Annotated in this window: 27 protein-coding genes, 2 tRNA genes and 1 pseudogene; 16 read left to right on the plus strand and 14 right to left on the minus strand. The window is 50.8% G+C overall.

Going from position 1 to position 26,514, the window contains the following annotated elements; translation table 11 throughout:
- Both H6G21_RS21170 and H6G21_RS21175 read right to left on the minus strand, forming a co-directional pair.
- Positions 1–88 (minus strand): IS1 family transposase (locus tag H6G21_RS21170; protein ID WP_347278042.1); only part of this gene is annotated, 88 nt, incomplete at its 3' end.
- Positions 89–104: 16 nt separating this feature from the next.
- Positions 105–1,013, minus strand: a complete 909-nt coding sequence (locus H6G21_RS21175; RefSeq protein ID WP_190575679.1) for an IS4 family transposase — start codon at positions 1,011–1,013, stop codon at positions 105–107.
- Positions 1,014–1,094: 81 nt separating this feature from the next.
- Between H6G21_RS21175 and H6G21_RS21180 the strand changes: the two are divergent.
- From H6G21_RS21180 to H6G21_RS21220, 9 genes and pseudogenes are all read left to right on the plus strand, one after another.
- A pseudogene (locus H6G21_RS21180) lies at positions 1,095–1,238 on the plus strand (DUF433 domain-containing protein); the annotation flags it as partial.
- A 114-nt stretch (positions 1,239–1,352) separates the two neighbouring features.
- Complete coding sequence (locus H6G21_RS21185) at positions 1,353–1,589, plus strand: UPF0175 family protein (RefSeq protein ID WP_190575683.1); 237 nt, start codon at positions 1,353–1,355, stop codon at positions 1,587–1,589.
- A gap of 75 nt (positions 1,590–1,664) precedes the next feature.
- Positions 1,665–2,174, plus strand: a complete 510-nt coding sequence (locus H6G21_RS21190; protein ID WP_190575686.1) for a type IV pilin-like G/H family protein — start codon at positions 1,665–1,667, stop codon at positions 2,172–2,174.
- Positions 2,175–2,284: 110 nt separating this feature from the next.
- Complete coding sequence (gltX, locus tag H6G21_RS21195) at positions 2,285–3,721, plus strand: glutamate--tRNA ligase (RefSeq protein WP_190575688.1); 1,437 nt, start codon at positions 2,285–2,287, stop codon at positions 3,719–3,721.
- Positions 3,722–3,863: 142 nt separating this feature from the next.
- Positions 3,864–4,538 (plus strand): hypothetical protein, encoded by a 675-nt coding sequence (locus H6G21_RS21200; RefSeq protein WP_190575690.1) that lies wholly within the window; start codon positions 3,864–3,866, stop codon positions 4,536–4,538.
- A gap of 259 nt (positions 4,539–4,797) precedes the next feature.
- Positions 4,798–5,562, plus strand: coding sequence for a rhomboid family intramembrane serine protease (locus tag H6G21_RS21205; RefSeq protein ID WP_190575692.1), 765 nt, complete (start codon positions 4,798–4,800; stop codon positions 5,560–5,562).
- Between the two features lie 132 nt (positions 5,563–5,694).
- Positions 5,695–6,099: a hypothetical protein gene (locus H6G21_RS21210; RefSeq protein WP_199307361.1), complete on the plus strand. Its 405-nt coding sequence runs from the start codon at positions 5,695–5,697 to the stop codon at positions 6,097–6,099.
- Positions 6,100–6,674: 575 nt separating this feature from the next.
- Positions 6,675–7,652 carry a methyltransferase gene (locus H6G21_RS21215; protein WP_347278053.1) on the plus strand — a complete coding sequence of 326 codons (978 nt, stop codon included), beginning with the start codon at positions 6,675–6,677 and terminating at the stop codon, positions 7,650–7,652.
- A gap of 267 nt (positions 7,653–7,919) precedes the next feature.
- Complete coding sequence (locus H6G21_RS21220) at positions 7,920–8,099, plus strand: hypothetical protein (RefSeq protein WP_190575695.1); 180 nt, start codon at positions 7,920–7,922, stop codon at positions 8,097–8,099.
- A gap of 174 nt (positions 8,100–8,273) precedes the next feature.
- On the opposite strand, the gene H6G21_RS21225 is transcribed toward H6G21_RS21220, so the two are convergent.
- The 3 genes from H6G21_RS21225 to H6G21_RS21235 form a co-directional block, all read right to left on the minus strand.
- A complete protein-coding gene (locus tag H6G21_RS21225; RefSeq protein WP_190575697.1) occupies positions 8,274–8,810 on the minus strand; it encodes a GIY-YIG nuclease family protein in 537 nt (178 codons plus the stop codon).
- Between the two features lie 151 nt (positions 8,811–8,961).
- The gene (locus H6G21_RS21230; RefSeq protein ID WP_190575699.1) at positions 8,962–9,525 is read right to left on the minus strand and encodes a DOMON-like domain-containing protein; all 564 of its coding nucleotides are present in this window, start codon (positions 9,523–9,525) and stop codon (positions 8,962–8,964) included.
- Positions 9,525–10,655: an aminoglycoside phosphotransferase family protein gene (locus H6G21_RS21235; RefSeq protein WP_190575794.1), complete on the minus strand. Its 1,131-nt coding sequence runs from the start codon at positions 10,653–10,655 to the stop codon at positions 9,525–9,527. Before H6G21_RS21235 ends, H6G21_RS21230 begins: the two co-directional genes overlap by 1 nt.
- A gap of 151 nt (positions 10,656–10,806) precedes the next feature.
- Here H6G21_RS21235 and H6G21_RS21240 point away from each other — a divergent pair, with 151 nt between their 5' ends.
- Positions 10,807–11,349 (plus strand): hypothetical protein, encoded by a 543-nt coding sequence (locus H6G21_RS21240; RefSeq protein ID WP_190575701.1) that lies wholly within the window; start codon positions 10,807–10,809, stop codon positions 11,347–11,349.
- 74 nt (positions 11,350–11,423) lie between these two features.
- Here the strand turns inward: H6G21_RS21240 and H6G21_RS21245 are convergent, their stop codons facing one another.
- From H6G21_RS21245 to lpdA, 4 genes are all read right to left on the minus strand, one after another.
- Positions 11,424–12,419 carry a hypothetical protein gene (locus H6G21_RS21245; protein WP_190575703.1) on the minus strand — a complete coding sequence of 332 codons (996 nt, stop codon included), beginning with the start codon at positions 12,417–12,419 and terminating at the stop codon, positions 11,424–11,426.
- Positions 12,420–12,570: 151 nt separating this feature from the next.
- Positions 12,571–12,852 (minus strand): DUF5340 family protein, encoded by a 282-nt coding sequence (locus tag H6G21_RS21250; protein WP_190575705.1) that lies wholly within the window; start codon positions 12,850–12,852, stop codon positions 12,571–12,573.
- Between the two features lie 288 nt (positions 12,853–13,140).
- Positions 13,141–14,025, minus strand: a complete 885-nt coding sequence (gene trpC / locus H6G21_RS21255) for an indole-3-glycerol phosphate synthase TrpC (protein ID WP_190575706.1) — start codon at positions 14,023–14,025, stop codon at positions 13,141–13,143.
- Positions 14,026–14,419: 394 nt separating this feature from the next.
- On the minus strand, positions 14,420–15,862 hold the full coding sequence (lpdA, locus tag H6G21_RS21260; RefSeq protein ID WP_190575708.1) for a dihydrolipoyl dehydrogenase: 1,443 nt from the start codon (positions 15,860–15,862) through the stop codon (positions 14,420–14,422).
- Positions 15,863–16,297: 435 nt separating this feature from the next.
- On the opposite strand from lpdA, the gene H6G21_RS21265 reads away from it, so the two are divergent.
- Positions 16,298–16,597, plus strand: a complete 300-nt coding sequence (locus H6G21_RS21265) for a hypothetical protein (RefSeq protein ID WP_190575710.1) — start codon at positions 16,298–16,300, stop codon at positions 16,595–16,597.
- 39 nt (positions 16,598–16,636) lie between these two features.
- Here H6G21_RS21265 and H6G21_RS21270 read toward each other — a convergent pair whose 3' ends face one another.
- A complete protein-coding gene (locus tag H6G21_RS21270) occupies positions 16,637–17,434 on the minus strand; it encodes an RNA methyltransferase (protein ID WP_190575712.1) in 798 nt (265 codons plus the stop codon).
- Positions 17,435–17,777: 343 nt separating this feature from the next.
- Positions 17,778–17,861 (minus strand) — tRNA-Leu (locus tag H6G21_RS21275).
- A gap of 275 nt (positions 17,862–18,136) precedes the next feature.
- On the opposite strand from H6G21_RS21275, the gene murA reads away from it, so the two are divergent.
- From murA to H6G21_RS26365, 4 genes are all read left to right on the plus strand, one after another.
- Positions 18,137–19,522, plus strand: coding sequence for a UDP-N-acetylglucosamine 1-carboxyvinyltransferase (gene murA, locus H6G21_RS21280; RefSeq protein ID WP_190575714.1), 1,386 nt, complete (start codon positions 18,137–18,139; stop codon positions 19,520–19,522).
- A complete protein-coding gene (locus H6G21_RS21285; RefSeq protein ID WP_190575716.1) occupies positions 19,491–20,423 on the plus strand; it encodes a M48 family metallopeptidase in 933 nt (310 codons plus the stop codon). The genes murA and H6G21_RS21285 overlap by 32 nt, the downstream gene beginning before the upstream one ends.
- A gap of 148 nt (positions 20,424–20,571) precedes the next feature.
- Positions 20,572–20,654, plus strand: a tRNA-Leu gene (locus H6G21_RS21290).
- Positions 20,655–20,900: 246 nt separating this feature from the next.
- A complete protein-coding gene (locus tag H6G21_RS26365) occupies positions 20,901–21,188 on the plus strand; it encodes a hypothetical protein (protein ID WP_347278052.1) in 288 nt (95 codons plus the stop codon).
- A gap of 46 nt (positions 21,189–21,234) precedes the next feature.
- Here the strand turns inward: H6G21_RS26365 and H6G21_RS21295 are convergent, their stop codons facing one another.
- The 3 genes from H6G21_RS21295 to apcA form a co-directional block, all read right to left on the minus strand.
- Positions 21,235–21,438: a phycobilisome linker polypeptide gene (locus H6G21_RS21295; RefSeq protein ID WP_190575717.1), complete on the minus strand. Its 204-nt coding sequence runs from the start codon at positions 21,436–21,438 to the stop codon at positions 21,235–21,237.
- Between the two features lie 366 nt (positions 21,439–21,804).
- Positions 21,805–22,290 (minus strand): allophycocyanin subunit beta, encoded by a 486-nt coding sequence (apcB, locus tag H6G21_RS21300; RefSeq protein WP_190575719.1) that lies wholly within the window; start codon positions 22,288–22,290, stop codon positions 21,805–21,807.
- Between the two features lie 74 nt (positions 22,291–22,364).
- A complete protein-coding gene (apcA, locus tag H6G21_RS21305; RefSeq protein ID WP_190575721.1) occupies positions 22,365–22,850 on the minus strand; it encodes an allophycocyanin subunit alpha in 486 nt (161 codons plus the stop codon).
- A 757-nt stretch (positions 22,851–23,607) separates the two neighbouring features.
- Here apcA and ileS point away from each other — a divergent pair.
- Positions 23,608–26,502: an isoleucine--tRNA ligase gene (gene ileS, locus H6G21_RS21310; RefSeq protein ID WP_190575723.1), complete on the plus strand. Its 2,895-nt coding sequence runs from the start codon at positions 23,608–23,610 to the stop codon at positions 26,500–26,502.
- The last annotated feature ends 12 nt before the right edge of the window (positions 26,503–26,514 follow it).

Consider the following 26,514-nt stretch of genomic DNA (forward strand, 5'->3'; position numbering starts at 1 on the left):
GGCGACAGTCTTTACACAGATAATTTTGTTTACCTCTTTGTTTACCGTTCTTACTGATACTAGTGGAGCCACATTCGGGACATTGCATCGGTTTTATCCTCTTTTCATATCCCTATTATGCAACGCCCCCAACACAGTGCAATGCTAAGCAAAGCAATCATCCGACTGAGCCGTTCTGGGGCTTGCAGATGGGTGGATTCCAAACAAAAGCCCCGCGTTTTGAAACACCCGAACAAAGTCTCAATGCCCCAGCGTTGACCGTAATCCCGGATCGACTCGTTGGGTTTAGCATCACTGACCACCACCAGCAAATCCCCAGCCTCGAGCCGCAAGGCCGCCACATAGAGCCAATGCCCCCACAAGCGTCGTCGTTGGCGCAAACGACTGTGTTGCCCGATTTGCAGATGGCTGAATAGCACCTTGGCCGTCAGTTGCCGTCGCCCATCATAGAGTTTCTCACTGTGGCGAATCCGAAGGCGGAGGGGCAGATGGCGCGTATTGTGCAAGTAATCCACCCACAGGTGGCCCAGGAACTCCCGGTCTCCGGTAATATAAGCCACTTCGACCGTTGGAAACAGGCTGACAAACTCATCGAGTAAATCAATCCGCTCACCCTGGTTGGAGTTGCCTGCTTTATCGAGCATGACCCACAACAGCGGAAAGGCAACCCCTTGATGCACCACCCCCAGCATCAAGATATTGAAGACACAGTCGCCATACTGCCAGTTGGTGCGGTCGATCGATAGCACCCAAGGTTGGGGAATCTCCATCAAGCCCACGACCAGACGCGCCACTTCGTAGTAGTCCAACTCAAACTGCCGGAAAAATCGTTGCAAGCGCTTGTAGTGCGATGCCGACTGGGCCGACCCCATAAATCCGAGCGACAGTTCCTGCAAGTTGACCGTCTTGACTCGAAATAAGGCCACCAAGAACAATGCGAGAAAGCCGATTCGGGCACCATGCCAGTTGAGATAGGGCTGCAAAGTTCGACGAATTTCGCTAATCTGTTCCATAGGAGGGGTTCTCTTGGTTTGTGGTTATTCCTATGAAAACCCCTCCACCTCAGATTTTCAAGCTTTTGTCCTGTACTGAGCATCTTAGAATATCTGGCCAGTGGAATGACCGAGGCAGAAATTCTGGAAGATTTTTCTGAGCTCACCCCTGAAGACATCAGAGCTTGTCTTGCCTTTGCCGCCGATCGTGAGCGTCGAGTTATGATCGCTCCCTTATTCATATAAAGTTACTTCTTGATGAAAACTTGCCACCCAAGCTACCGAGCCATTTGCGTGATCTTTTCCCAAACTACCTATCTCGACAAACTTAGCGAAACCCCTGATCAAGGAGCTTAACCCGTGCAAATCACGATCGATCTTCCCGACGCACTAGAAATCAGTGAGGCAGACCTCCGCACCGAACTAGCGATTTCACTGTTTCAGCAAGAGCGCATCACCCTCTGCAGCGCTAGCCAACTTGCAGGCTTGCATCAAATTGAATTTCAGCAATTAATCGCCAGTCGTGGAATCTGTGTCCATTACGATGTTGAAGAGCTAGAACAAGACCTCAAAAGCCTGCACGAGGAAGGCTGGTAATAATCATTATGTGAATAATTTCAAGCCTAAAATAATTACAGCCTCGTACCGCAACCGCATGATGTGCGTGAGAACATGAATATCAATCTAATCAAAAAGTACGGGTTGGCTGGATTTGTTTTTTTAGGAGCAATGTTGCTGGCCGTCTATCTCTTTATTCTGACTCACGACTGTCCTGCCAGTATTTGTATCAATCCAGTTGCGTATGCACAAAGAAGAGGTAATGCTTGGGTCACATCCAGCAACAAGACTCAAGGTTATCTACTATTAGAAAATAAAAATTTGGCTCCCAGATTTCAAGCAGAGAAATGTTTTTGGCAGGATGAAGCCTATATCTTTCTATGCCAGGCGATCGATAATGAACTGGTGCGGCCAAAAGCATTTAGTTACGCCCTTTCCAGAAGAAATAATCTGAAAAGTTATGTTGGTGGTGTTTTTATTGTGAAAGCAACCAATGGCAAAAAAATAGCTCAGACAATTGTGTGTGAAGCCCAATCTCCTGGAATTCAATTGTTACCACCGCCTCTTGATCAAGAAAGGTGCGGAGCAAACAGTATCCAAGTCGAAGAACAATTCATTCCCTGAAGATTGGAATAGAAAGTTTGTTCTGGCAGTCTTTTCCCAACCCACCCAAACGCAACCAATCCCCTTAGAATGGAGAATGCACAAAAATTGGGTTTTACAAACGGTCTTCTATGAGCGTTCGAGTTCGCATTGCACCAAGTCCCACCGGCAACCTTCACATCGGTACCGCCAGAACAGCCGTCTTTAACTGGCTCTACGCACGGCACCAAGGCGGCCAATTCATTCTGCGGATCGAAGACACCGATCTAGAACGATCGAAGCCAGAATACACCCAAAACATCCTAGAAGGCTTGCAATGGCTCGGCTTGAACTGGGATGAAGGCCCCGTTTACCAAACCCAGCGCACCGAACTGTACGCCCAAAAAATCCAAGAACTCCTCGACCAAGGACTGGCCTACCGCGCCTACGACACCCCCGAAGAACTCGACGCCATGCGGGAAACCCAAAAAGCCCGCAACGAAGCCCCCCGCTACGACAACCGCCACCGCAACCTCACCCCAGAGCAAATCGCCGCCTACGAAGCCGAAGGCCGCACCGCCGTTATCCGCTTCAAAATCGACGACGATCGGGAAATCACCTGGAACGACCTTGTGCGGGGCCAAGTCACCTGGAAAGGCCGCGACCTCGGCGGAGATATGGTCATTGCCCGAGCCGCCAGCACCAGCACGATCGGTGCACCGCTGTATAACTTCGTCGTCGTTGTCGATGACATTGACATGGGCATCACCCAAGTCATTCGCGGCGAAGATCACATCGGCAACACCCCCAAACAAATCCTGCTCTACGAAGCCCTCGGCGCAACCGTTCCCGAATTTGGCCACACCCCCCTGATCCTGAACCAACAGGGCGCAAAACTGTCCAAACGGGATGGCGTCACCTCCATTTTCGACTTCAAAAAAATGGGCTACACCGCCGAAGCGATCGCCAACTACATGACCCTCCTCGGTTGGTCACCCGTGGAAGGTATGGACGAAATTTTCACCCTAGAGCAAGCCGCCCAAGAATTCAGCTTCGATCGGGTCAACAAAGCCGGAGCCAAGTTCGATTGGGACAAACTCAACTGGATTAACGGCCAATACCTGCACAAAATGCCCGCCGCAGAATTGACCGATCTCCTAATTCCCTACTGGCAGGAAGCCGGTTTTGCCTTCGATCCCGTCGCCGATCGCCCTTGGTTAGAGCAACTCACTGCCGTGATTGGCCCCAGCCTCAGCAAACTGTCGGAAGCGGTGGACATGACCCGTTACCTGTTTGTGGAAGCCGTTGAACCCACAGAAGACGCGATCGCCCACCTGAAGCAAGACGGCGTCACCGCAGCTCTCCAAGGCATCCTCGATGGCCTCCCCGCAGAAACCCTCACCCAGGACAGCGCCAACGCCCTGATCCAAGCAGTTGTGAAAGGCCAAGGCGTCAAAAAAGGCTTAGTCATGAAGTCCCTGCGGGCAGGCTTAACCGGATCCCTCCAGGGGCCAGATCTGATGCAATCCTGGCTACTTCTGAACCAGAAAGGCTGGGATCGCGCTCGACTTAGCACTGCGATCAGTTAAGCATCACGATCGGCTAAGCGGTTTACGAATACCTCGAAAAGCCCATTGCGTGGATGCAAACCGTCCCCAATGGGCTTTTTTGTCGAAATTTGTCCAAAATCAGAACTTTAATCAAGTTTCAGTAATTTTAGTGAATGTCTCCTTGGCATCTCCCACCTCGCAAATGTTATGCAAGAAGCAGTTCATCATTCACCGTAATAGTTCGATCGTCTCCATGCTGAAAAAACTAAACTGGTTAGCCCCTGCCCTATCGATCGCGCTTTTCACAGGCGTTGGTAGCGCGATCGTAGACATGGCGATCGCCCAGCCCTCCGTTGCCCAAGCTAAACCAGCCAAACAATCCATCTGGAAAACGTTTTCCCCTGCGGGGGGTGGCTTTTCGATCTTGATGCCCGGAACACCCAAAAAAAGCTCCCATTTAGTGAAAACTCAAACTGGAGCAACAATTGAGTTAATTGGCTATGTAGTCGATCTTGGCCCTAGCAAAGGAGGCTATCTAGTTCTATATTCAGATATGCCTTTATCTGGTAACGAAGACAGTAACCAAATTCAACAAATCCTAGACAATGTGATGAATGGGGGACTCAGTAGAGTTCCAGGAGAACTGGTTTCCTATCAAACCTTTGCTTTAAACGGTTATCCAGGGCGTGAAGTCACCTTCCGCATCGATGGCAATATTACTGGGAAAGTTCGGATGTTCCTCGTTGGAAATCGGCTATATCAACTCTTAGCATTCACGACTCAAGAAAAAGCAACAGCCAAGAGTGTCAACGGTTTTTTCAATTCTTTCAAGCTGGTCAACAACTTATTCCAGTAAACCAACTGAGCCTTAACATTGCGCCTTAGCATTGCGCCTTAACATTGCGCCTTAGTCGCGCGGGTATGTGAGAGTTGCGCTAGGAAGGTCAGGAGATCGCACGATCGCTCCTCTTTCTTCTTTTTTGGGCAACAACTTCTTTGCCAACACCAACTTTTTTGCCAACAATTTGCCAACAAAATGTATCCCCTTTGAGAGTCTTGTCGCCAAGGAAAATGCGCTATCCTCCAGTTAACCTGTGCATTGGGGATAAGAGATTGTGTTTCCGATCGGTGATGAAAATCCAACCCGCAGAACAGCCTATGTGACCTACGCGATCATCGCGATTAACGTAGTGGTCTTTCTGTACGAATTAGTGCTCCAGAATCAAGCGATCGTGACCTCTAATGGCCGACTTCTGGGCAGTGCCCTCGATTATTTCCTACGGGATTGGGCCGTCGTTCCCCTGCAACTGACCGCCAGCTTCATCGGCGAACCCATCCCCCACCTCCAGGGTGTTTTCAGCGAACCTCCGGAATGGATCACGCTGATCACCTCTCAATTTTTGCATGGCGGCTTCGCGCACATCCTAGGGAACATGTTGTTTCTCTGGATTTTTGGCAATAACATCGAGGACAAATTAGGCCACAGCAAATTCTTGGTGTTTTACCTCACCTGCGGAATTCTAGCCGGATTAACCCAGTGGTTCTTCTCCTCCACCTCCACCATCCCCTCCCTCGGAGCCAGTGGCGCGATCGCCGGAGTCCTGGGTGCTTACATCCTCCGCTTCCCCACCGCCAACGTCCGCACCGTCATCCCGATCGGGATTTTCCCCCTAATTTTCAACGTCCCCGCCTTTCTCTATCTGGGTATCTGGTTCATCCAGCAGGCCATCTACGGCATTGGCAGCCTCGCTCAGTCGAATATCGGGATGCAGAGCGGCGGGATTGCCTACTGGGCCCACGCGGGCGGCTTCGTCTTTGGCGCAATCCTAGGGCCATTGCTCGGACTCTTTCAAAAGGACGACGATGAACCGGTTTACTAGACCCTGGACTTCCCGATCTGCCCCTAGAATCTCCCAGCCCCTTGCTCCAAGGGGACACCGCACTGGATAATAGACCCAAAGCTTGCTGTTTTGTAAGAGAAAATCTCTGAATCAAACCTTCAGGAGTCATACATGGGCGGTCTGATTAATTTCTTCAAAAGTTTAATTGGTGGAATCTTCGGCTTCATTGGCGGATTGTTTGGCGGTAAGAAAGGAGCCGATGGCTTTTATTTGGATGCTGGAGATGCAGCACCCAGCGAAGCTGCCCCCGCAGCAGCCGAGGCTACGGAAGCAGCCCCCGCACAGGCTGGTAGCGCACGGGCCGCTAAATTAGAAGCCCTGAACAAAGCCAAGGCAGAAACAGCTCCCGCAGCCACCCCTGCGGCAACGCTGAACTTGCCCGCACCCACCGTTACAGAAGTTAAAGAAGTTGCCTTTGCAACGAAATATTTAACTCCAGTAGCTACTGGTAGCCGTCGCCGTCCTGGCCCCAGCTTGGGTGCGTTCCGTGACATGGCCAAGTCGATGAAGGCTTAAACTCATCTAGGACTAACCCTCGATCGCGACGATCGCAGTGATTAAGATTGCCAAGAACAAAAACGGTTTTAAGACTGGATTGTTGGGATTGGCCTTGACGAATCTAGGTTGCATCCACAACTGAGTCTAATTGTTTTCGTCCAATTGTTAATAAGCTTGAATCCAGTGCTGAGTAGTCTAAACTATTCAGCTTTTTTTTATGCATAGCGTGATTCTGCATTGGTTCTGCACCAGCTTGTCTAGAAGCTCTGTATTGGCTTTGCATAAGGTTCTGTATGCATCGATCTACGTGAAACTCCAGATGACAGAATTGCCCGTTCCCTGTGATCGTGGCAATCCAACCCTAACGGAACGACGTATTTCTTATCATCAACACACAACCTTTTATCTTCAGAGCAAGGAACTGAATCTCGATGCACACAACCAGACACCTTGACGCCCAGCCGACTCCCGAACCTGTTGCTGATACCCCACTTGCCGACACCCCACTTGCCGACACCCCACTTGCCGATACCCTACTGACTGCAAGCAATGCACAACCATCCCAACAGCCCCCCCAGTTGCTCCTGAGTCAGATGATCACAGGGTATTGGGTGTCCCAATGCCTCTACGCAGCCGCCAGACTGAACCTTGCCGACCATTTGCAAGCGGGGCCTCGATCGGTGAGCGAGTTAGCCAGTGCAACCCAAGCCCATGAGCCTTCGCTGTATCGTCTGCTCCGTGCCCTAGCCAGTGTGGGCGTCATTCTGGAAGCCCCTGCCCAAACCTTCAGCCTGACACCTATGGGTGTCTATCTCCGTAGTGATGTGCCTGGATCGGTGGCAGGGATGGCCCTGATGTTGGGCGATCGGGAGCATTACAACAGTTGGGGCAATATCGTTCACAGCATCATGACAGGCGAAAGTGCCTTTGAGAATCTCTTTGGGATGCAGGTGTTTGACTACTATGCCCAAAACCCAGAACCTGCCATGGTGTTCGATCGGGCCATGACCAGCTTCTCTGCCCAGGAAATGGGCGGCGTCCTAAGTCACTATGATTTTTCGGGCATTGGCACTTTAGTCGATGTAGCCGGGGGGCATGGCAGTATGCTGACTGCTATTCTGCAAGCCTACCCCACTATGCAAGGCATCCTATTCGATCTGCCAGCGGTGATTGCAGGGGCGCAGTCTGTGGTTGCTGGAACGTCTGTGGCCGATCGCTGCCAATTGGTTGCCGGTAGCTTTTTTGAGCCGATGCCTGCCGGAGCCGATGCCTATCTCCTGAAGCACATCATCCATGACTGGGACGACGCACGATCGATTGAAATTCTCAAACAATGTCGGGCGGCAATGGCCGAAAACGGCAGGGTTCTTGTGGTGGAGCAGGTGATCCCACCGGGGAATGATCCCCATATGAGTAAATTATTGGATGTCAATATGCTCGTCATGTGTCCCGGCGGCAAAGAGCGCACCGCTGACGAGTATGAACAACTCTTTGCCGCCGCAGGGCTCAAACTGACCCGGATTGTCCCAACGCCCAGTATGGTGAGCGTGGTGGAAGGAATTCGAGCCTAGGGGGGATTGAGAGACGCATTGCCATTCGGGTTAGACTGATCCCTGACGGCAAGCTGATCCCTGACCGATCGCGGGGTGTGGCATGTGAGGCGTGACGGGAAAATTCGATCGGTCAGAACGATGAATCGCTGGAGTCCTGTGATAGGATTACTATTTGTGTGAATTCGTTGGCTGTTAACTCCTGGACAATATCAGGTATCCAAGAGTTGAGACTCCAGCTTGCGTCAGGCTTTATGTCGCCACCGATATTGTGATAGAGGAACCAACATGGCAAAGCGCCGCAATCAAAAGAAAGAAAAAGCACTCCGTAACCTAGCCTACGCTCGTAAGTTCCGTAAGCGGACTAATACCGGTCGCCATGGTCGTCGTCGGTTTGATGATAACCGCTTGGATGAGCAAGAACAGGAAGCTGGGAAAGGTGGGGCTGAAGAAGCAACTGCTGAGTAATCGTAGATTGCGTTGCGGGTGGTTAGGATGCTATCCGCAAGCCCCACTGATTAAATTAAATCTATTGACAGTACTGAGGGATCCGCGATCGTGGATCCCTCTTGCTATGTGTGAATGGTTGAAAGGGACATCCCTTTTGGATTCGTTTCAAATCCAATTCATTTCAAATCCAATTTATTTCAAATCCAATAAGCCCTCTTCTTTGAGCTTCGGATTGAATCGCAATTCTACTTGGATCCCTCGATCGTGGAGCGTTTGCAGGATCGTGGCTTCGATGCGACGAGCCACCGCTTTGAGGACTTTCCCCCGCTCAACTTCGCTGTTGCCGGGATGGTTAAATTTCTCCTGTTCTTCCGAAGTCATTTGATGGCTGACCGCGATCGGTTCCGTCCAAGCGGCTAGATCTGCGCCGTTACCCGGTGGTGTTGCCCCATTTTCCTGCATCCAATCGGTGCGTACCGTTTCCAGTAGCGATCGACTGGGTTTTTCAACACAGTAAACCTTCAACCAATGGCAGCGATCGACTTGCCGGACTAAATGTTGCTTCAGGCTGAGAAAAACATCGCGGGAATAGCCGATGTATTGCAGGCTGTGATCCCGATCGAAAATGGCATACACCCCGACCTTGCCTGGGAGGGAATCAGGGAGTTGGCCCTCGGCGTCAATATAGGGAATGAATTCTAACTCTGCTAATTTGGGTGCATCAGCCATGGTGAAACGGTTTGCGAGAACGACTTTTCTCCATAGTACGCAGCGATCGAGGGCGCAATTTATTAAACTTTCCTGATGATTTTTAGGCAAGGGAATACGATCAAAAACTCAAATGCATCAGGCAAAAACTCAAATTCATCAGAAACTGGAATTAAATCGTCAAGATAAAACTGTCACGGCGATGGAAGTCAGCTTGTTCACCGAGATGGGTTAAGGCCCAATAGGTAACGGTTCCCGACTTATCTTGTATGACTGTCGTAATCCCTACATCTAACGATTGTGTAATGGAAAGGATTGAGGCAAGGTCAAATTCCACAGCAAGTTCTAATTGATTAGACCATTGTTTAAGTTGAAACGGTAGCGATGTAATTTGTGTCTCTGGTTCCATCCCTTGACGGTAGTCTGTAAAGCGATACACATTCCAATGACCCGATGGAGAAAGGTTGAATTCCCAGTACTGCGGCGAGTTTGGCAACCCCAGAAAAAACTCAAAACAAGTAGTCTCCCACAGGTTGTCGCGACGTTCTGGACAATTCGCTGGGGGCGCGATCGCTAGGGAATCCAATAAATCTTGACTGTCGAGTAATCCTTGTAAGCTGTAATGCAGTGCGAGAATGTTATCTCGACGATCGATCGTTCCTGTAAGTTGTCGATTGGGGGGGGACGATTGGCTCCCGGACTCTGTAAAAGGTTTAAGCATGAAGGACTGCATCATTAGTGCATCTCCTCCATCATTTGACGAATTGCAACTTCCTGTTGCTCAATACTCTCCATTAATTTGAATTGCACCAACGCTCGCATCAGATTATGGCCGGAATATTTTGTTTTAAAGTAAACGTCCCCTTCCAGATGGTCAGTAAAGAACCGCAAACCCAGTTCAAAGGGGATTAATCGAATGGCATCGAATAAATAGTCATAGTCCTGCCCCGTGAGAAAGGCGTGGGCCACGGAAAGATAGCCTTGCAAAATGCCACGGCAGAGATCCAAGTCAAACCGCACCGCTTGCCAATCCTGGGTTTCTTCGCCTAGGGGATTACAGCCCGATCGGAGACAGTCACCAATGTCATAGTGAATCAATCCAGGCTTGACCGTATCTAGATCAACGATGCTCACTGCTTTTTGGGTGGCGATGTCAATCATGACATTATTGACCTTGGGATCACCGTGCATTAGACGTAAGCGCAATTTCCCCTGGTTTTTCGCCTCTTCTAAGACCGATGCAAAAGTTGTTCGATCGGCAATCCAATCAATGCAATATTGAACATTCTCATCAACAAGCGCTTGACTGGTTTGATGAATGTTGCTGAGAACAGACTGATAGTGCTGGAGGTAACGGGGAGTGATATGAAATCCTTCCAATGTATCTGCCAGTTTATCAGGATTGAGATCGCTGATTAAACGATGGAAATTTCCCAGGGCATAGCCAACTTCTCTGGCGTGTTCGACATTTTGGATGGCTTCCAAGGCTTGGGACTGATCGATAAAACTAATCGCCCGCCAAACGGCTCCTGTTGCATCTTCCCAATGGTCTCGATCGCTCCGAGTGGGTAGAACCCGTGGTGTTTCCCAGCGGAGATCGGGGGGTTGCTGCTGCAGGCGATCGTGGATGTGGTCAGTGACGACCCGCATATTCTGCATCACGAGTTCCGGTTGGCGAAACACTTGGGTATTAATCCGTTGCAAAATGAACTGATGATTCACCGGAACATCAACCGTCACTAAAAACGTGTCATTAATATTGCCGTTCCCAAAAGGCTGAATATCCGTCACTTGACCGGGATGGGCAAATTGATCAGCAATCGCAAGTAACGATTCAGCAATGGGCTCTCTGCCTACGGGGGACATCGTTTCTGGGGAGAGGGTTTCAGAATTAGCAGGGTGTACCATAGGAGCGCTTAACAGGGCGACAAGGGACGATCGAAAACCGCAGAGAAAGCAAAACAATAAAAGCAAAACAATATGGCATGATTATAGGGCTTTGGGTTCGAGTCAAGACATGGGGCAGAAGATTTCCTCGATCGCGGTCATCGTCAGCTTATTGTTTCTACCCGCGCTGCTGGGGTTGGGCTGGCAGGCGATCGCGCTCGTTAATTGGGCCAGCCGAGGATTGGCCATTGCCTTGCTTTTTTTATGCATAGATCAGTGCCGCATGGCGATCGCGGATCTAGAACAGGTGGCCGAGGTCAAATTACTGGTACAGAATGCGCAGTTAGAGCAGTTTCATAGAGTCACAATTGCAACGATTGTTGTTGAATTACTAGGCTTCTATAGCGCGATCGGTTGGCTAGGGTGGGGTGTTGCGATCGTGTTACTGAGCCAAGTTGGATTTAATATATTTGCCGGAATTCAGCTTCAGCCTAAGGCTTCAGCACCGATCATTCCCTGGGGCATCCGCGATCGCCTACCCGTATTCATTGCCGATGGCTTAGGTCTTGTGCTGATTGGTTGCTGGCTAGCAGGGGTGCAACCATTAGTCATGGCTCTGGGCTTGTTGGGGATGGTGTCAATCTATGGCCTTGTCAAATATGGGGTCTTGTAACTGGGGTCTTGTAGCTAGGGCATTTTAACTAGGGTCTTGTAACTGGGGTCTTGCAACAACTTTGCATACCGTTTTTACCGTTTGCGATAGCCCCGTCTCCGCTGCAAAAATTCCGGTAAATCACTACGCCTAGGAACGGCTCGACGTAAGCTTTGCATTTGTTCAGAAGTGGTGGGTTGGGGAATAGTACTCAGCAATGTCATAATCTGATCTGGCAAGGGCTCTGACATTTGTTCTAGCAATTCTTTAAGACTTAAAGTTTGATTCTGAATGTGGTAGAAGCGATCTTTCCAGTGCTGAATTGCGGTTTCATATTCACTGGCTTGCTGTGCTTGTCTTACAATTTGTTCTTGCATTTCTGCTGTTTGATGTTCCAATTCCAGAATTCTTAACTGATGTTCTTCGCGTTCCCGTTCTAGTTCTTGGCATGCCTGTTGGAGAAATGCTTGGACTTGCATTTGCTTTGAGCTTTCACTTTCTAGCTCCTGTAATCGCTGTTGCAGTTGGCCAATTTGTCCTTCTAACGGCAAGTCATGGGCTAGCTTGGAGGGATCTACAGATTCCTGGGAGGCTTTCAAGCGATCGTTAGAATCGCCCCGTAAGCGTTGATAGAGAATTTGAATTTGCTGCTGGGCCTGCGTAAACCGGACTTCCAGGCGTGTGGCTGGGGTTTGACTGGAGGCACTGTTAGATAGATCATCCAAATCCTGAGCATGTTCTGCTCCTTCTCCAAAAGCACCCTCTTGTTCCGTAAGTTGTTCCCAAGCCTGCTCCCCGTCTGCCAGTAAAAGCCCTGGCAACGCTGAAGCCCGACTGGTTTCCAAAGGTTGCTCCGCTGTCATCTTGAGCTTTAAGTGGTGAATGGCTTGCTGCTGAACGTTAGCAATTTCTTCCGTTGCAGCCAATTGCGCTTCCAACCAGTCTTGATGCACCAACTGCGATCGCAACTCATTGACAATGACGATCGTTTGATCGAGAACCTGCTCTAGTTGAGAAATTCTTTCACTCTGGTGTTGAATAACATCCAGTAACTCTTCTAGTTCATCGGCAGGTCGATCGTCTGATGCCATAGTGATTATCCAGACTATTTTCTAGAACTTATTTCCACAATCCACCCACCGACCCATTGCCCCATCCCCTTGGAATTTTATTGGTACGCTGTTCCCGAAGTCCTATAGCGTCCAAATTATATGCAGCATAATATCGACAACCTTTAACCACCTATCCTGCCGTGATGTCAGGGGAAGGTGAGGGCGCTTCCATGGAGCTATTCAGCGACCAACGGTATTCGATCGGAATATTCAAGCGCTGTAGATCATCTTCCAATTGCTTTTGTTGAGCCAAGGCTTTGCGGAGGGTACTGATCAACTGCTGGACTTGCTCCCGCTGGTGAGGACGCTGACCCAATCCAAAGGTTTTGCCAACTTCGAAGAGCGTCTGCCGCTCTAGCAATTGCAGCAACAACTCGTAGTGGACATGGGATGGTAGAGAAATTGGCTCCATGGTGTCCTTAGCAGAAAGCGTACGAGGTCTAGACGGGGGAACAAAACAGTGCGTGAAAAAAACGACGTAGGTTACAAACCAGCAAGATCCTATGCCCAGTCTAAACAAACTTGGGGGAGGAGGAAACTATCTCAGTCAGAAACCTGGAAGTTCGCGAGACGATCGTTCTAACCATACGCCTAAATCGTACGTCCCACACGCCCCATGACTCAACGCGCTCCCCCGAGCAGCTTCTTACCCACGTCTTCTTGTCTACGTTTTCTGCCCACGACGGTTGACAGGATCCCCCTAACTGAATAGCTGCTTGAGCGCTTGACCGGGATCGGGCTGTTTCATAAATGACTCCCCGATCAGCACCGCCTGCGCACCGGCTTGGGCCACGGTTTGCAAATCCTCAGCGGTATGAATTCCCGATTCACTCACCATCACGATGTCCCGATCGCGAATGACCTGTTGCCGTAAATCCAACAACTCACAGGTGGTTTGGAGGCTAACTGAGAAATCACGCAGATCGCGATTGTTGATCCCCACCAATTCCACTCCGTCGATCGCCAAAACCCGATCGAGTTCCGCGAGGGTGTGCACCTCTACCAGAGCCGTCATCCCTAGCTTTTTGACAATTTTGAGGAAATAGGCCAAATCTTTGTCACTCAAGATTGCTGCAATCAAGAGCACCGCATCGGCCCCATGCAATCTTGCCCAATAGATTTGATAGGGATAGATGACAAAGTCTTTGCAGAGCAGCGGCAACTCCACCGCATCGCGAATCAGGGCCAGATTCTCAAAGCCCCCCTGGAAAAATCGGCGATCGGTCAATACCGAAAGACAGGAAGCTCCGCCAGTAGCATAGGATTGCGCGATCGCCACGGGATCAAAGTCCTCCCGAATCACCCCTTTACTCGGCGAGGCTTTCTTGACTTCAGCAATGACCGCAGGCTGAGTTTGACCTTGACGCAACGCACCCAAAAAATCCTTCGGCGTAGTCTCTAATTGGGCCACTTTTCGCTGAAGTTCCAGTAGCGAGAGTTTTTCCCGCAGTTGCTCAACTTCCGTTTCCTTATGCCAAACAATTTCTTCCAAAATATGGTGGGGAGCCGAATCTGGAGTATTGATCCGATATGTCAGATCCAACACTGCAATGGATGGGTTAGGAGGACGACGACGAATTTCCATATTTTTTATGCGTTCGAGAATGGCATTAAGGCAAGACACCAGGACAAGGGTTAATCTAACTCAGCCCAACATTGCAGTGGCAACAACGCCCGTAGCAATGCCGGTAACAACGCCGGTAACAACGCCTTCCCCCAGGCAACCCAGCATTGTGAGAAAACCCGGCTAGACAACCTGGTGAAACAACCCGGCTAGACAACCCGGCTAGACAACCCGGCATCGAGGGTTTTCCACTGCAAGAGGGGCGACTTAGCTTACAACTCTAGGACAACTCTAGTGACAACTATCCGCCCCTTGGGTGAACTGAGTAACTGGGTGAACTGAGTAACTGGGTGAACTGAGTAATCAGCGGAGTTACTGCTGAACAAGCTTGTTCAGTCAAGCTTAACTGAATCGCTTAGTGACCACCACCGGCACCCGCAGCCCGTTTAAAGGCATCATCCAACACTTCGCAAAGGGTGGGATGGGTATGCACCGAGAAGGCTAAGTCTCGTACCGTAGTGCCTTGGGCCATGGCGTTGGCCGCCTCTTGGATTAAATCCGCCGCATGGAGACCAAAGATATGAACCCCTAGAATTTCCCCATTGTCTGGCCGGAAGATGACCTTGGCTAAGCCCTCGGTTTCGCCCTCTGCGATCGCCTTAGCATTGCCCTTGAAGTACGCCCGCACGGACTGCACTTCAAAGCCTTCGTCTGCGCCTTTTTGCTTGGCTGCTGGTTCCGTCATGCCGACAAAACTAACTTCGGGGTGGGTAAAGGCGGCTGCGGGAATGGCATTGTAATTGATGGTGCGAGGCCGACCGCAAATGGTTTCCACGACTGCCATGCCCTGGGCTGAAGCGGTGTGAGCTAGCATCATCTTGCCCGTGGCATCCCCGATTGCCCATAGGTGAGGAATGGCCTGTCCGTCTTTGACCACTGCCAGGTGATCATCCACAGGGATAAATCCAGGGCGCTGTAACTCAATGCCCAGAGTTTCCAGTCCCATGTCCTTGGTGGCAGGTACCCGACCTGTGGCGATCAAGCAAGCATCGACTTCTAGGACTTCCACCACTTCCTTGGTTTTGGCATCCATCAGTTCGATCGTCACGGGCGAACCCGGCGTCACACTCTTCGCAAAAACGCCTGTACGTGTTTCGATATCCCGTGCCTGTACCAATGTCCGCTGGGCCACCTTGGCAATATCGGGATCGAAGGTGGGCATCAATTGATCCAAGCCTTCAATCAGGGTGATTTCACAGCCGAGGGCGGAATAAACATCGGCAAACTCCAAACCAATGTAACCACTACCCACGATCGCGATCCAAGGGGGCAAGCTTTCCAGGGACACGGCATGATCGCTGGTGAAGACGGTTTTTCCATCCACCTCAGCCCCCGGCGGCACAAAAGGAACGGATCCAGGAGCTAAAATAACATCCTTTGCCGTAACTGTTTTTTCGCCTTCCGCAGTGGTAATACTGAGTTTCTGGCTATCCGCCACCCGTGCCCATCCGTGGATCACCTCCACACCCAGCCGCTTGAGACTGTTGGTCAACCCATCTCGCTGTTTGGTGACGACGGAACTAGCATGATCGGCGATCGCTTGGCGATCGAAGGCCACGCCTCCAACCTGAATCCCCATCGCGCCTAAGTGGCCTGCATCCCGCAATTCCCGTACCTTTCCGGAGGCCGCCAGCAGCGCCTTGGAGGGAATGCAGCCTCGATTGACACAGGTTCCGCCCATCTCAGCCGCTTCCACGATCGCGGTTTTGAGGCCGCAGGCCACTGCATGCAGCGCTGCCCCATGGCCGCCCACGCCCGCACCCACAATGACCAAATCATAATCAAACGTCTGAGCCACACTTCCCTCCAAAAATTACCTGCCCTGTGAACTCGATCCCAGCATTCGTTCAAATTTTTGCCAGTTTTTACCCTTGGCAAAATGCCTCAGACCGATAAACTGTTTCTCAACTACGATCGTATTGGTACAAGCGATTCAGGGTTTTCCCTGAAAGCCATGACAAATCATTGCGATCGTCCCGATAGAGCTACCTCACTAGCGTATCAGCATATAGCCGCAGATCGACGGTAGGTCGATTCAAGGTTGTGAAACCCACAGCGAAATCTGGGCATTCTAGGTTTTGTAGTGATGGTGAGTTAGCCATGACTCGGAAACTCAGCCAAGCAACCATACAGGCATTCGCCGCTCATTCCATCAACAAGCTCATTCCATCAACCAACTGCTAAGGTGGTGGATCGTTGAGGGACGCTGTTCTCGAATTTGGAGTCAAGCATCATGGGTCAACATCAAAAACATCTTCGCCGTGCTGCTGCTCAAGCATTTATGAATTCACTCAATCAGCTTGAGCAAACCCTTTGCAGGGAAGAACCCAGCCCTCAAGTCGTGCCACCCACCCCCGCCAAAGCCGCCCAACCTCCCGAGGACTTGGCCATCACTCCCGCAGAACTGGATGAGGCTGTTGCAGATATCGAGCAATTTATGCAGCACCAAGATGATTGGCAACATCCCGCCAACCACGCTACCAATCATCCCGCCAATCCCTTTGCCCAGGCTCCCCGATCGGAAGCGTCGTAATTCAGAAATAAGGCGCAATCTGGGGAGGTTGTGGATTGCTCAGGCCAGCGCCTGCCGCTGTCGTTGCGCTTCATAGAGTACCAATGCTGCCGCGATCGCCACATTGAGGGACTCTACCCCCGGCGCGAGGGGAATCCTCACAGGGAGGGTCGCTAGGTTGGCTAATTCCGCTGAGAGCCCCGCACCTTCATTGCCCATCAACACCAAGGTGGGTTGCCTGAAATCAACATCCCAGTAACTGTGCTTGGCAGTGGGCAATGTGGCAACCAGTTGAAATCCCCGATCGCGGTATGCCCGGAGAACCTCAGGCAATTGAGGCACGGGATGCTGGGGAATTACCTGCATCGGTAGACGAAACCATTGCCCCGCTGAGGCGCGTAACACCTTAGGATTCTCTAAATCCACACTGCCCCCCCCAACCAAAATCCCTTCGGTCGCAGTTGCGGCGGCGGTACGAATCATCGTCCCCAGGTTGCCTGGATCCTGAATAGACTCTAGAACTAACCCTAAACTCTGAATGTCGATCGCCTGGGTATGTAACCTGGGCATCGTTGCCACGACCCCATCCGGCTCGACCGTCGTGGCGATCGCCTTTAAGACCTCCGGACTCACCTGTTCTAAGCGCTGGGCCGCTCCTATCGCCCATGCAAAAAGATCAGGATATCGGTTCTGCCACTCTTCCGTACAACAGACCACCTCCAACGGTTGCTGGGTGGCTTGTGCTTCTTGCAGTAAATGGGTTCCTTCTAGCAAAAATACACCTTGGTTCACCCGTTCTTTAGCCCGCTGCAACTTGCGCAACTGTTTGACCAAAGGATTTTGGAGGCTGGTGAGCATGGCGATCGAAGCTCCTGGCAAGACAGATAAACCCAGATAGTAGGACTAATCAGCATAAATAGACTTTAGCTAGCTAGCAAGAGATCAAGCTAATGTCCCAAAGTATCCCCCCAGAACAGACTGACTTCAAAAATCCCAAAAAGCTAAAAAGCAGTTGCAGCTAGAAGCAATTTCCAATCAACCAAGCTGCTTCAGACTCATGAGGATCAGCCAGTGATTAGCCAACTCGAGTAAATGTTCTGAGTATCATTAAAAACTTAAATCTATGTCTATGCGGAAATTGTTTTCCATCAAAAAAGCTACTCTCTAGATTCGAGTAGCTTTTGGGTAAACTTGAGTTTAATGCGGAACCCGGGACTTGAACCCGGAAGTCCTTGCGAACACTAGAACCTGAATCTAGCGCGTCTACCAATTCCGCCAGTTCCGCTTATTTACTTAAGTCATTCACTTATCAGATGCTTAGCTACGGAGAAGTAACTTTTCGAAAAACACCTGTTTAGTGATTTCGAAGCGAGTGATTTGTGTCACTCACGACATTTACTATTCTTCCGGAAAACCCTTAGCTTGTCAAGCCAATTTTAAAAATAATTTTGAGCGTGATCCGGACGCTTCCAGCTTCTTCAGAAATTCACTGTAGCTATCTAGGCTGGACATAAAAAAACTTTCGGGTAGAATCGGAACCAACTTTAAAAGTTTTTAGAAATGTTAACCCAGGAGGGTAGTCCCATTACTGTGGCATCTCGTTTATCCCAATCTTCCACCAGTCCTAAAACAAGCCAAGCGGTGCTTGAAGTGGTTGGTGGTCAGTCACTCAGCGGTCATGTAACCATCAGCGGTGCGAAAAACTCTGCCCTGGTTCTGATGGCAGGAACCTTGCTTTGCTCAGGGTCTTGTCGTTTGCGCAACGTTCCCTCTTTGCTGGATGTCACTCGTATGAGTGAGATTTTGGCGTCTCTGGGGGTAAAAGTTAAGCGGGATCAAGATGTCGTTGAGTTTGATGCATCGCACTTAACCAGTGCAGAAGCCCCCTATGAGCTAGTCAGTAAGATGCGCGCTAGCTTTTTTATCATGGGTTCTTTGTTGACCCGTATGGGTACCGCACGGATCCCCTTGCCCGGTGGTTGTTCGATCGGCGATCGGCCCGTAGATTTGCATGTACGCGGCCTCCAAGCCCTGGGTGCTGAAGTGCATATTGAGCATGGGGTTGTTCACGCCTATGTGAAGCAAGGACGACGGCTCAAAGGTGCGCGGGTATACCTTGACTTTCCCAGTGTCGGAGCCACCGAAAACATCATGATGGCGGCGACCCTGGCGGAAGGGGAAACCGTGATTGAAAATGCCGCCCAAGAGCCGGAAATTATCGATTTGGCAAATTTCTGTAATGCCATGGGGGCCAAGATTATTGGTGCGGGCACCAAGCGCATTGTGATCGAAGGTGTGGAAAAAATGCATGGGGCAGATTATTCCGTCATCCCTGATCGCATTGAAGCTTCGACCTTTATTTTGGCGGGAGCCATTACCCGATCGGAAATCTTGGTCGGGCCGATCGTGCCGGATCATCTCACGCCGGTTTTGGCCAAGCTGCGGGAAATTGGCATTGGGTACACTATGGAAACCCCCACCTACCTGCGGGTACACCCCACTGCAACCTATCGCGGCACCGATATCGAGACACTCCCCCACCCTGGGTTCCCGACGGACGTGCAAGCGCCGTTTATGTCGCTGCTCACCTTGGCAGACGGGAACAGTGTCATTACGGAAACCCTATTTGAGAATCGTCTGCAACATGTGGCAGAACTGAACCGGATGGGAGCGGATATTCGGGTCAAGGGCAATATCGCGATCGTTCGTGGTGTCCCGATGCTATCCGGTGCACCTGTGATGGCGACGGATTTGCGGGCTTCTGCTGCCTTGGTGATTGCAGGACTGGCCGCAGAAGGGAAAACGACCATTCACGGACTCCATCACTTAGATCGGGGGTACGATCGTCTAGAAGAAAAGTTCCAGAAATTGGGAGCAAACCTCGTCCGTGCCTATGTACCGGAAGAACCAGAAGATGCAGGATGCGAAGCGGATCCTCAAAAGTAACTCAACCCCAAGCTCGGAACGCTGTGCTCTATACACCGCCTCCGCTCAGCGACCGTTACTGGGGCTAAAAGCGCATCAGTTTCGTCATCCGCTCGACTTAGAAGCCACTCGCCAACTCCAGCAATTGCTAGGGTTGGATGTGGTGGTGAGAACTTTACTGGGCGGACTGACAGAAAAATTTCTGTATATGGAAAATTTGGCATCCAGTATTCAAGTCAGTGCAGCCCAGCTACCGGAGCTGCATGAGTTATTACTGGATGCCTGCCATATTTTGGATTTAGAGCCGCCCCAGCTGTATATCCGCCAGCATCCTGTACCCAATGCCTATACCTTGGCGATGCGGGGTCAGCAGCCGTTTATCGTGGTGCACACCGCATTGTTAGAGCTACTCAATCCCCCGGAGATTCAGGCGGTCTTAGCCCATGAATTAGGCCATTTGAAGTGCGAGCATGGGGTCTATCTCACCTTGGCCAATCTGTTGGTGCTGGCGGCGGGTCAGATTCCCTGGGGCAATATCCTTTCTCAAAGCCTGCAAGCTCAAATGTTGCATTGGGTGCGCTGTGCTGAATTGACCTGCGATCGGGCAGCCCTCTTAGCCACTCAGGATCCCAAAGTGATGATGTCCGTGCTCATGAAGCTCACGGGCGGATCCCCTGCATTGGCCGATCGACTCAACCTAAAGGCATTTATTGATCAAGCGCGACAGTACGATCGGGCCAGCCAAACCGATTTAGGGCAAATGCTGCGGGAACTACAAACCAGCCAACTGACCCATCCGTTACCCGTTCTGCGGGCACGCGAGGTCGATCGCTGGGCCAATAGTGTGGAATATCAAACCCTACTCCAGCAATCCCTAGGCAAGGATGAAGCTCTGGGGCAGCGAGGCTGGCGGAATTGGTAAGCTCTAGCCCATCCACCCCCTCAAGACCATGCTCAGTCAATGAGGTCCCTGGATAGCGAGCCTCCCAAGAATTCAACCCAAAGCAGAAATTTTGCAGCCAATGGTTGCTTCTGCTAAAAGCTTAGGGTATAGTAAGGGAACGCAACTCGGGCGAGTGGCGAAATGGTAGACGCAGCAGACTCAAAATCTGCCGCCCGCAAAGGCATGAGAGTTCGAGTCTCTCCTCGCCCATTACTCTAAAACAAAGTTTCTATTTCGGAAGCTGGTCAGTTATCGAATTCCTACAAGACGACATAGTTGGCATTGGTAACAGCTGAGTTGTTCATTTTAATGCTGGCAGATTCCCATAGTCTGGTTGGATTTCTTCTGGTTAGATTTCTGTAGTTTCGGTTCTTGGGTTCTGTATTTTCAGGAATGGACTAGACGATTGCTGTAGTATGTTGGTAGTATATTACTATGACAGCATGAGGTCATCCTATGAGACTAAAACGATGGGAGTCCCCCCGTCGAGAGGGACGGAATGATAAAGGTAAACGGAGTTCTGCTAGACAGCGACAAATCAAGAAGCAAACCCAAATGCTCCGCAAGAAGCTGAAGGGGAGCGCAGGAGAGGCGAGTAGCCTCTCTTTTTATTTAGAGGCTTTAGCCAGTTATTTAGAGGCTTTAGCCAGTTTATTTAGAGGCTTTAGCGAGAATTCCTGGGGGCTGAGGGGTCGGGATAAGCCCAACAAAAAAGGAGGCTACAGTAGCCTCCAACAGTCTTGATACTCAGAGCCACGCCTTACAAGGGCAGTTGTGGCATAGAGCATTACTACGCTAGTCCAGTATTGGTTCCGGGCTTTCCGGTGGAAAGTTCAACTTTCACAATCTTGCCGCCCATTTTCTGGATGCGTTGCTGCTCCTTAAACCAATTTTCGTAGGGAACCAACTTGGTAAAGAAGGTATTTTGCAATTCCCGCTGGGTGCGAATGCGCGTCTGGCTAGGAACGCAAGCGGTAACCTTGAACATTCTCATGGATTTATCTCTCCTAATGCCAACCTAAGCAAGCCTAGATCTAAAATGTTGTGCCCCAGACTCGTCACTGTCAATAGGGCAAATTTATGCAATTTCTCAAAACGCAAGCGCTTACAGGAACTAGCCTACGCAGCGATCGCGCAACTTCTCCAAAGGAGATTGCAAAATTCAAGACATTACTTTCCTGGATGCTAAGAAACCAAGAACCAGACTTAGATCGCTAAAACCAGAAAATAACTAGCCTTCGACGAGCTAAACCTGACTCCTGGCTCCTAGGAAAGCTATAGGGTTACCAGATCTGAGCAAAGTAAACTTCTAAGCCCACAACTGATTTACCTATCAACCTTGTACCGTTTATTAACGGAACTAGCTCAAGCCAGAGCTGATGTAGTCGAAGTACACGCCCATTTCCTTGCCAGCGTCAGCGCCAACCAGGGAAGCGGTCACTTCTTTCATTGCTTGGATAGCACCAACGGTAGAACCGACGGGTACACCCAGAGAGTTGTAGGTTTCTTTCAATCCGTTCAGAACGCGCTCATCCAAGATGGAGGGGTCGCCAGCCAGCATTGCATAGGTTGCATAGCGCAGGTAGTAGTCCAAGTCGCGGATGCAAGCTGCATAACGACGGCAGGTGTACATGTTGCCACCGGGACGGGTGGTGTCCGAGTACAGCAGAGACTTAGCAACTGCTTCTTTCACGATCGCAGCAGCATTAGCAGAGATGGTGCTAGCAGCCCGAACGCGCAGTTCGCCAGTTGCGAAGTAGCCTTTCAGCTTGTCCAGAGCGGAGGAATCCAGGTATTTACCCTGAACGTCAGAAGAATTAATAACAGCGGTAATTGCGTCTTGCATGATTCTAAGTTCCTTACAATCGGGTTGTACGAAATATGTGGAATGGCAGAAATTCTCGAACAGAATTCGAAGAACTAGCTCATTGCACCGATTACGTAGTCGAAGTATGCGCCAGCTTCAGCAGCATCTTCACCAGACAGCAGGGAAGTAGCAACGCTCTTCATACCACGAACGCCTTCCACCACTGCATCAATGGGGGTACCCAGAGACTTGTACATTTCCTTCGCACCCACGATACCGATTTCTTCGATCGGGGTAACGTCGCCGGAAACTACACCGTAGGTCACGAGGCGCAGATAGTAGTCAAGGTCACGAAGGCAGGTAGCGGTCATTTCTTCGCCGTATGCGTTTCCACCAGGAGAAACAACATCAGGACGCTTTTGGAACAGTGCATCACCTGCTTGCTTCACGATGCGCTCACGAGCACCGGTCAGGGTTTCAGCGATCCGCAGGCGGCTTGCGCCAGAAGCAACGAAGCTCTTGATGCGATCCAGCTCACCAGGGCTGAGGTAACGAGCCTCAGCATCTGCATTCACGATAGACTTCGTGACAATACTCATGGATGGATTCCTCCAAAAGATCTGTAACCAAAAAAATTGTCTAAAAAAGGAGTTCCCCAAATGGCTCCCAAGGCTGGGCGAGTACAGTATCTGACATCATGCCTGAAGCGCCCATCTGGCAACCTTTGGCTGAATTCAGCTTCTGGACTAGCGACCTTCCAGAACCAATTTTGCGGCATGACGCGGTTCATTCCTGTGGGTCTGCAATATTTTGTAATATTGTTCCTCAGATTTGTAAAACTCTTGCCCAATCTACTATTTGGCGTTTTCTGTCAAGAGGTTGGACGGGATTTGTTAACTATTATTGACATCGAATCCAGGATCCAACTGGGGCAAAATACCATCTGTGGGCAAAATGCCAACCCATGTCTTGAGATCGCTTAGATCTCTAGTCTTGCTGCCCTCGAAAGACTCTGCTTTCCAAACCTGTGCCTCCCAAACCTGTGCTTTCCAAGCGTGTGCCTCCCAAGCTGGCCCCAGGGGCATAGCAAGCTTCCGGTAAAGCCGACTGTAAAGCCAAGCCTCGATCTGGCATCCCGCGTCCGGTCACTAAAAATCCCTTGCGGTGACCCCCCCCAGTTGTCAATAATGTCTAAACTGTGGGAGTATCAGGACTTTTGTATGTGCGATCGATTTAGTCAATTGAGATTAAGTTAGTCGATTGAGATTAAGGCCGGTAAAGGCTGGGTCATCTCCTGTAATACTCTGTTCACGACTTGCAAACTCTGCCCACGCAACTCTTACATTTCTTGGAATCATGGCTCTAACCGAACCTGGAAGCTACAAAGAGACCGTTAATCTGCCTCAGACAAAGTTTGACATGCGGGCCAATGCTGTCAAACGGGAGCCAGAGATTCAAACCCTTTGGAACGAGGAGAAGATTTACGAAACCCTAGCCCAGGAAAATCCCGGTGAGCTATTTGTGCTGCACGATGGCCCGCCCTACGCCAATGGTGATCTGCACCTAGGCCATGCGTTGAACAAGATCCTCAAGGACATCATCAACAAGTATCAACTGCTCAATGGGCGGAAAGTGCGATTTGTACCCGGTTGGGACTGCCACGGGTTGCCGATCGAGCTGAAGGTATTACAGGGACTGAAGTCATCAGAACGCCAAGGCTTGACGCCGATCGCCCTGCGGAAAAAAGCAGCGGAGTTTGCCCTGGAAACGGTGAATAACCAACGGGAAGGCTTTAAGCGTTATGGCGTTTGGGCGGATTGGGATCATCCCTACGTCACCCTTAATCCGCAGTATGAAGCGGCCCAGATTGGTGTATTTGGAGAAATGTTTCTCAAGGGCTACATCTACCGGGGATTGAAACCCGTGTATTGGAGTCCGAGTTCCCGCACGGCCCTTGCAGAAGCAGAGTTGGAATATCCCGAAGGTCACACCTCCAATAGCTTGTATGCGGCCTTTGAAGTCCTGAATCTTGCACCTGCTTTGCAGACCCCGTTTGATCCCTTCCTAGGAGAATTGGGTGTGGCAATTTGGACGACAACGCCTTGGACATTGCCGGGGAACTTAGCGGTTGCCGTGAATGCGGATTTGGTCTATGCCGTGGTGGAAGTGGGTGACAATAATCCGACTCGCTTCAAATATCTGATTGTGGCTAAGGATCTTGTGGAAACCTTAGCGGAAAAGCTGGGCACAACGCTAACGGTGAAGGCTTCGACCATGGGTAAATTGTTGGAGCATTGCACCTATCAACATCCCCTGTTCGATCGCGTGAGTGAAATCATTATCGGTGGGGACTACATCACCACAGAATCTGGAACGGGTTTGGTGCATACGGCTCCCGGCCATGGGCAGGAAGACTACCTCGTGGGACAGCGCTATGGTTTGCCGATCCTGTCGCCGGTGGATGATGCGGGGAATATGACTGAGGAAGCGGGGCCGTTTGCGGGACTCAATGTGCTGAAGGATGCGAATCCTGCGGTAGTGGCAGCGTTACAAACAGCGGGTTCTCTGCTGAAGGAAGAACCCTACCAGCACAAATATCCCTACGATTGGCGGACGAAAAAACCCGTGATTTTCCGAGCAACGGAACAGTGGTTTGCCTCGGTGGAAGGCTTCCGGGAGGCGGCACTCAAGGCCATCCAGGAAGTGAAATGGATTCCGGAACAGGGGGAAAATCGCATCACGGCAATGGTAGCGGAGCGATCAGATTGGTGTATTTCTCGACAACGCAGTTGGGGGGTCCCGATTCCGGTGTTCTACGACGAGGAAACCAATGAACCGTTAATCACAGCGGAAACCCTGTCTCATATCCAAGCCATTATTGCGGAGAAAGGCTCCGATGCCTGGTGGGAGATGACGGTGGAGGAATTGCTGCCTGCGCAGTATCGCAACAATGGTCGAACTTACCGCCAGGGCTTTGACACGATGGATGTCTGGTTTGATTCCGGGTCTTCCTGGGCTTCGGTGGTGCAGGCGCGGTCTGAGTTGCGCGATCGCTATCCGGTGGATATTTACCTGGAAGGCTCCGATCAGCACCGAGGTTGGTTCCAATCCAGTTTGCTGACCAGTGTAGCGGTCAATGGTCATGCGCCCTACAAAACGGTATTGACCCACGGTTTCACGATCGATGAACAGGGTCGCAAGATGAGTAAATCCCTGGGTAATGGGATTGATCCGGCGGTGGTGATCAAAGGGGGCAAAAATCAGCAGCAGGAGCCTCCCTATGGAGCTGATATTCTGCGACTGTGGATTTCCTCCGTGGATTACACCAACGATATGCCCTTAGGGAAAAATATCCTCAAACAACTGAACGATGTTCGGGGCAAGATTCGCAATACGGCACGGTTCCTGCTGGGGAATTTGCACGATTTCGATCCGGCCAAGGATGCGGTGAAGTATGAAGACCTGCCGGAACTCGATCGCTATATGCTGCATCGCATTACGGAGGTGTTTACAGAAGTCACTGACGCTTTTGAAACCTATCAATTTTCGCGCTTCTTCCAAACCGTGCAGAATTTCTGTGTGGTGGATTTATCCAATTTCTATCTGGATATTGCCAAGGATCGGCTCTACATCAGTTCCGCTAATGCAGAACGGCGACGGAGTTGCCAAACGGTGTTGGCGATCGCGCTGGAAAACCTAGCCAAGGCGATCGCGCCTGTCCTGTCCCACTTGGCGGAGGATATCTGGCAATTTTTGCCCTATGCCACACCGTATAAGTCCGTCTTCCAATCGGGCTGGGTACACCTGGAGGAGTCTTGGAAGAATCCAACCTTGGCAGACAAATGGGTGAAGCTGCGGGAACTGCGCACCGAAGCCAACAAAGTCCTGGAACAGGCACGGGCGGCGAAGGATATTGGTTCGTCATTGGAAGCGAAGTTATTAATCTACGTGGCGGATGATAGCTGGAAAGCGGTGTTACAAACGCTGAATCCCGCAGACAGCAAGGCCGGGAATCGGGTTGATGAATTGCGTTATCTGTTCCTGACTTCGCAGGTGGAGTTGGTGGAAAGTGCCGATCGCATTTCAGGTATGAAATATTCGCTCAGTTCTGAAACATGGTCTCTGGGTGTGGCGGATGCGGAAGGACAAAAGTGCGATCGCTGCTGGAACTATTCCACCCATGTCGGGCAGGCCGAGGACCATCCGTTATTGTGCGATCGTTGTGTGGATGCGATCGATGGCAAGTTCTAAGCGGTTCTAGGC

This window comes from Alkalinema sp. FACHB-956, from assembly GCF_014697025.1.
Classification (GTDB): Bacteria; Cyanobacteriota; Cyanobacteriia; order Leptolyngbyales; family Leptolyngbyaceae; genus Alkalinema.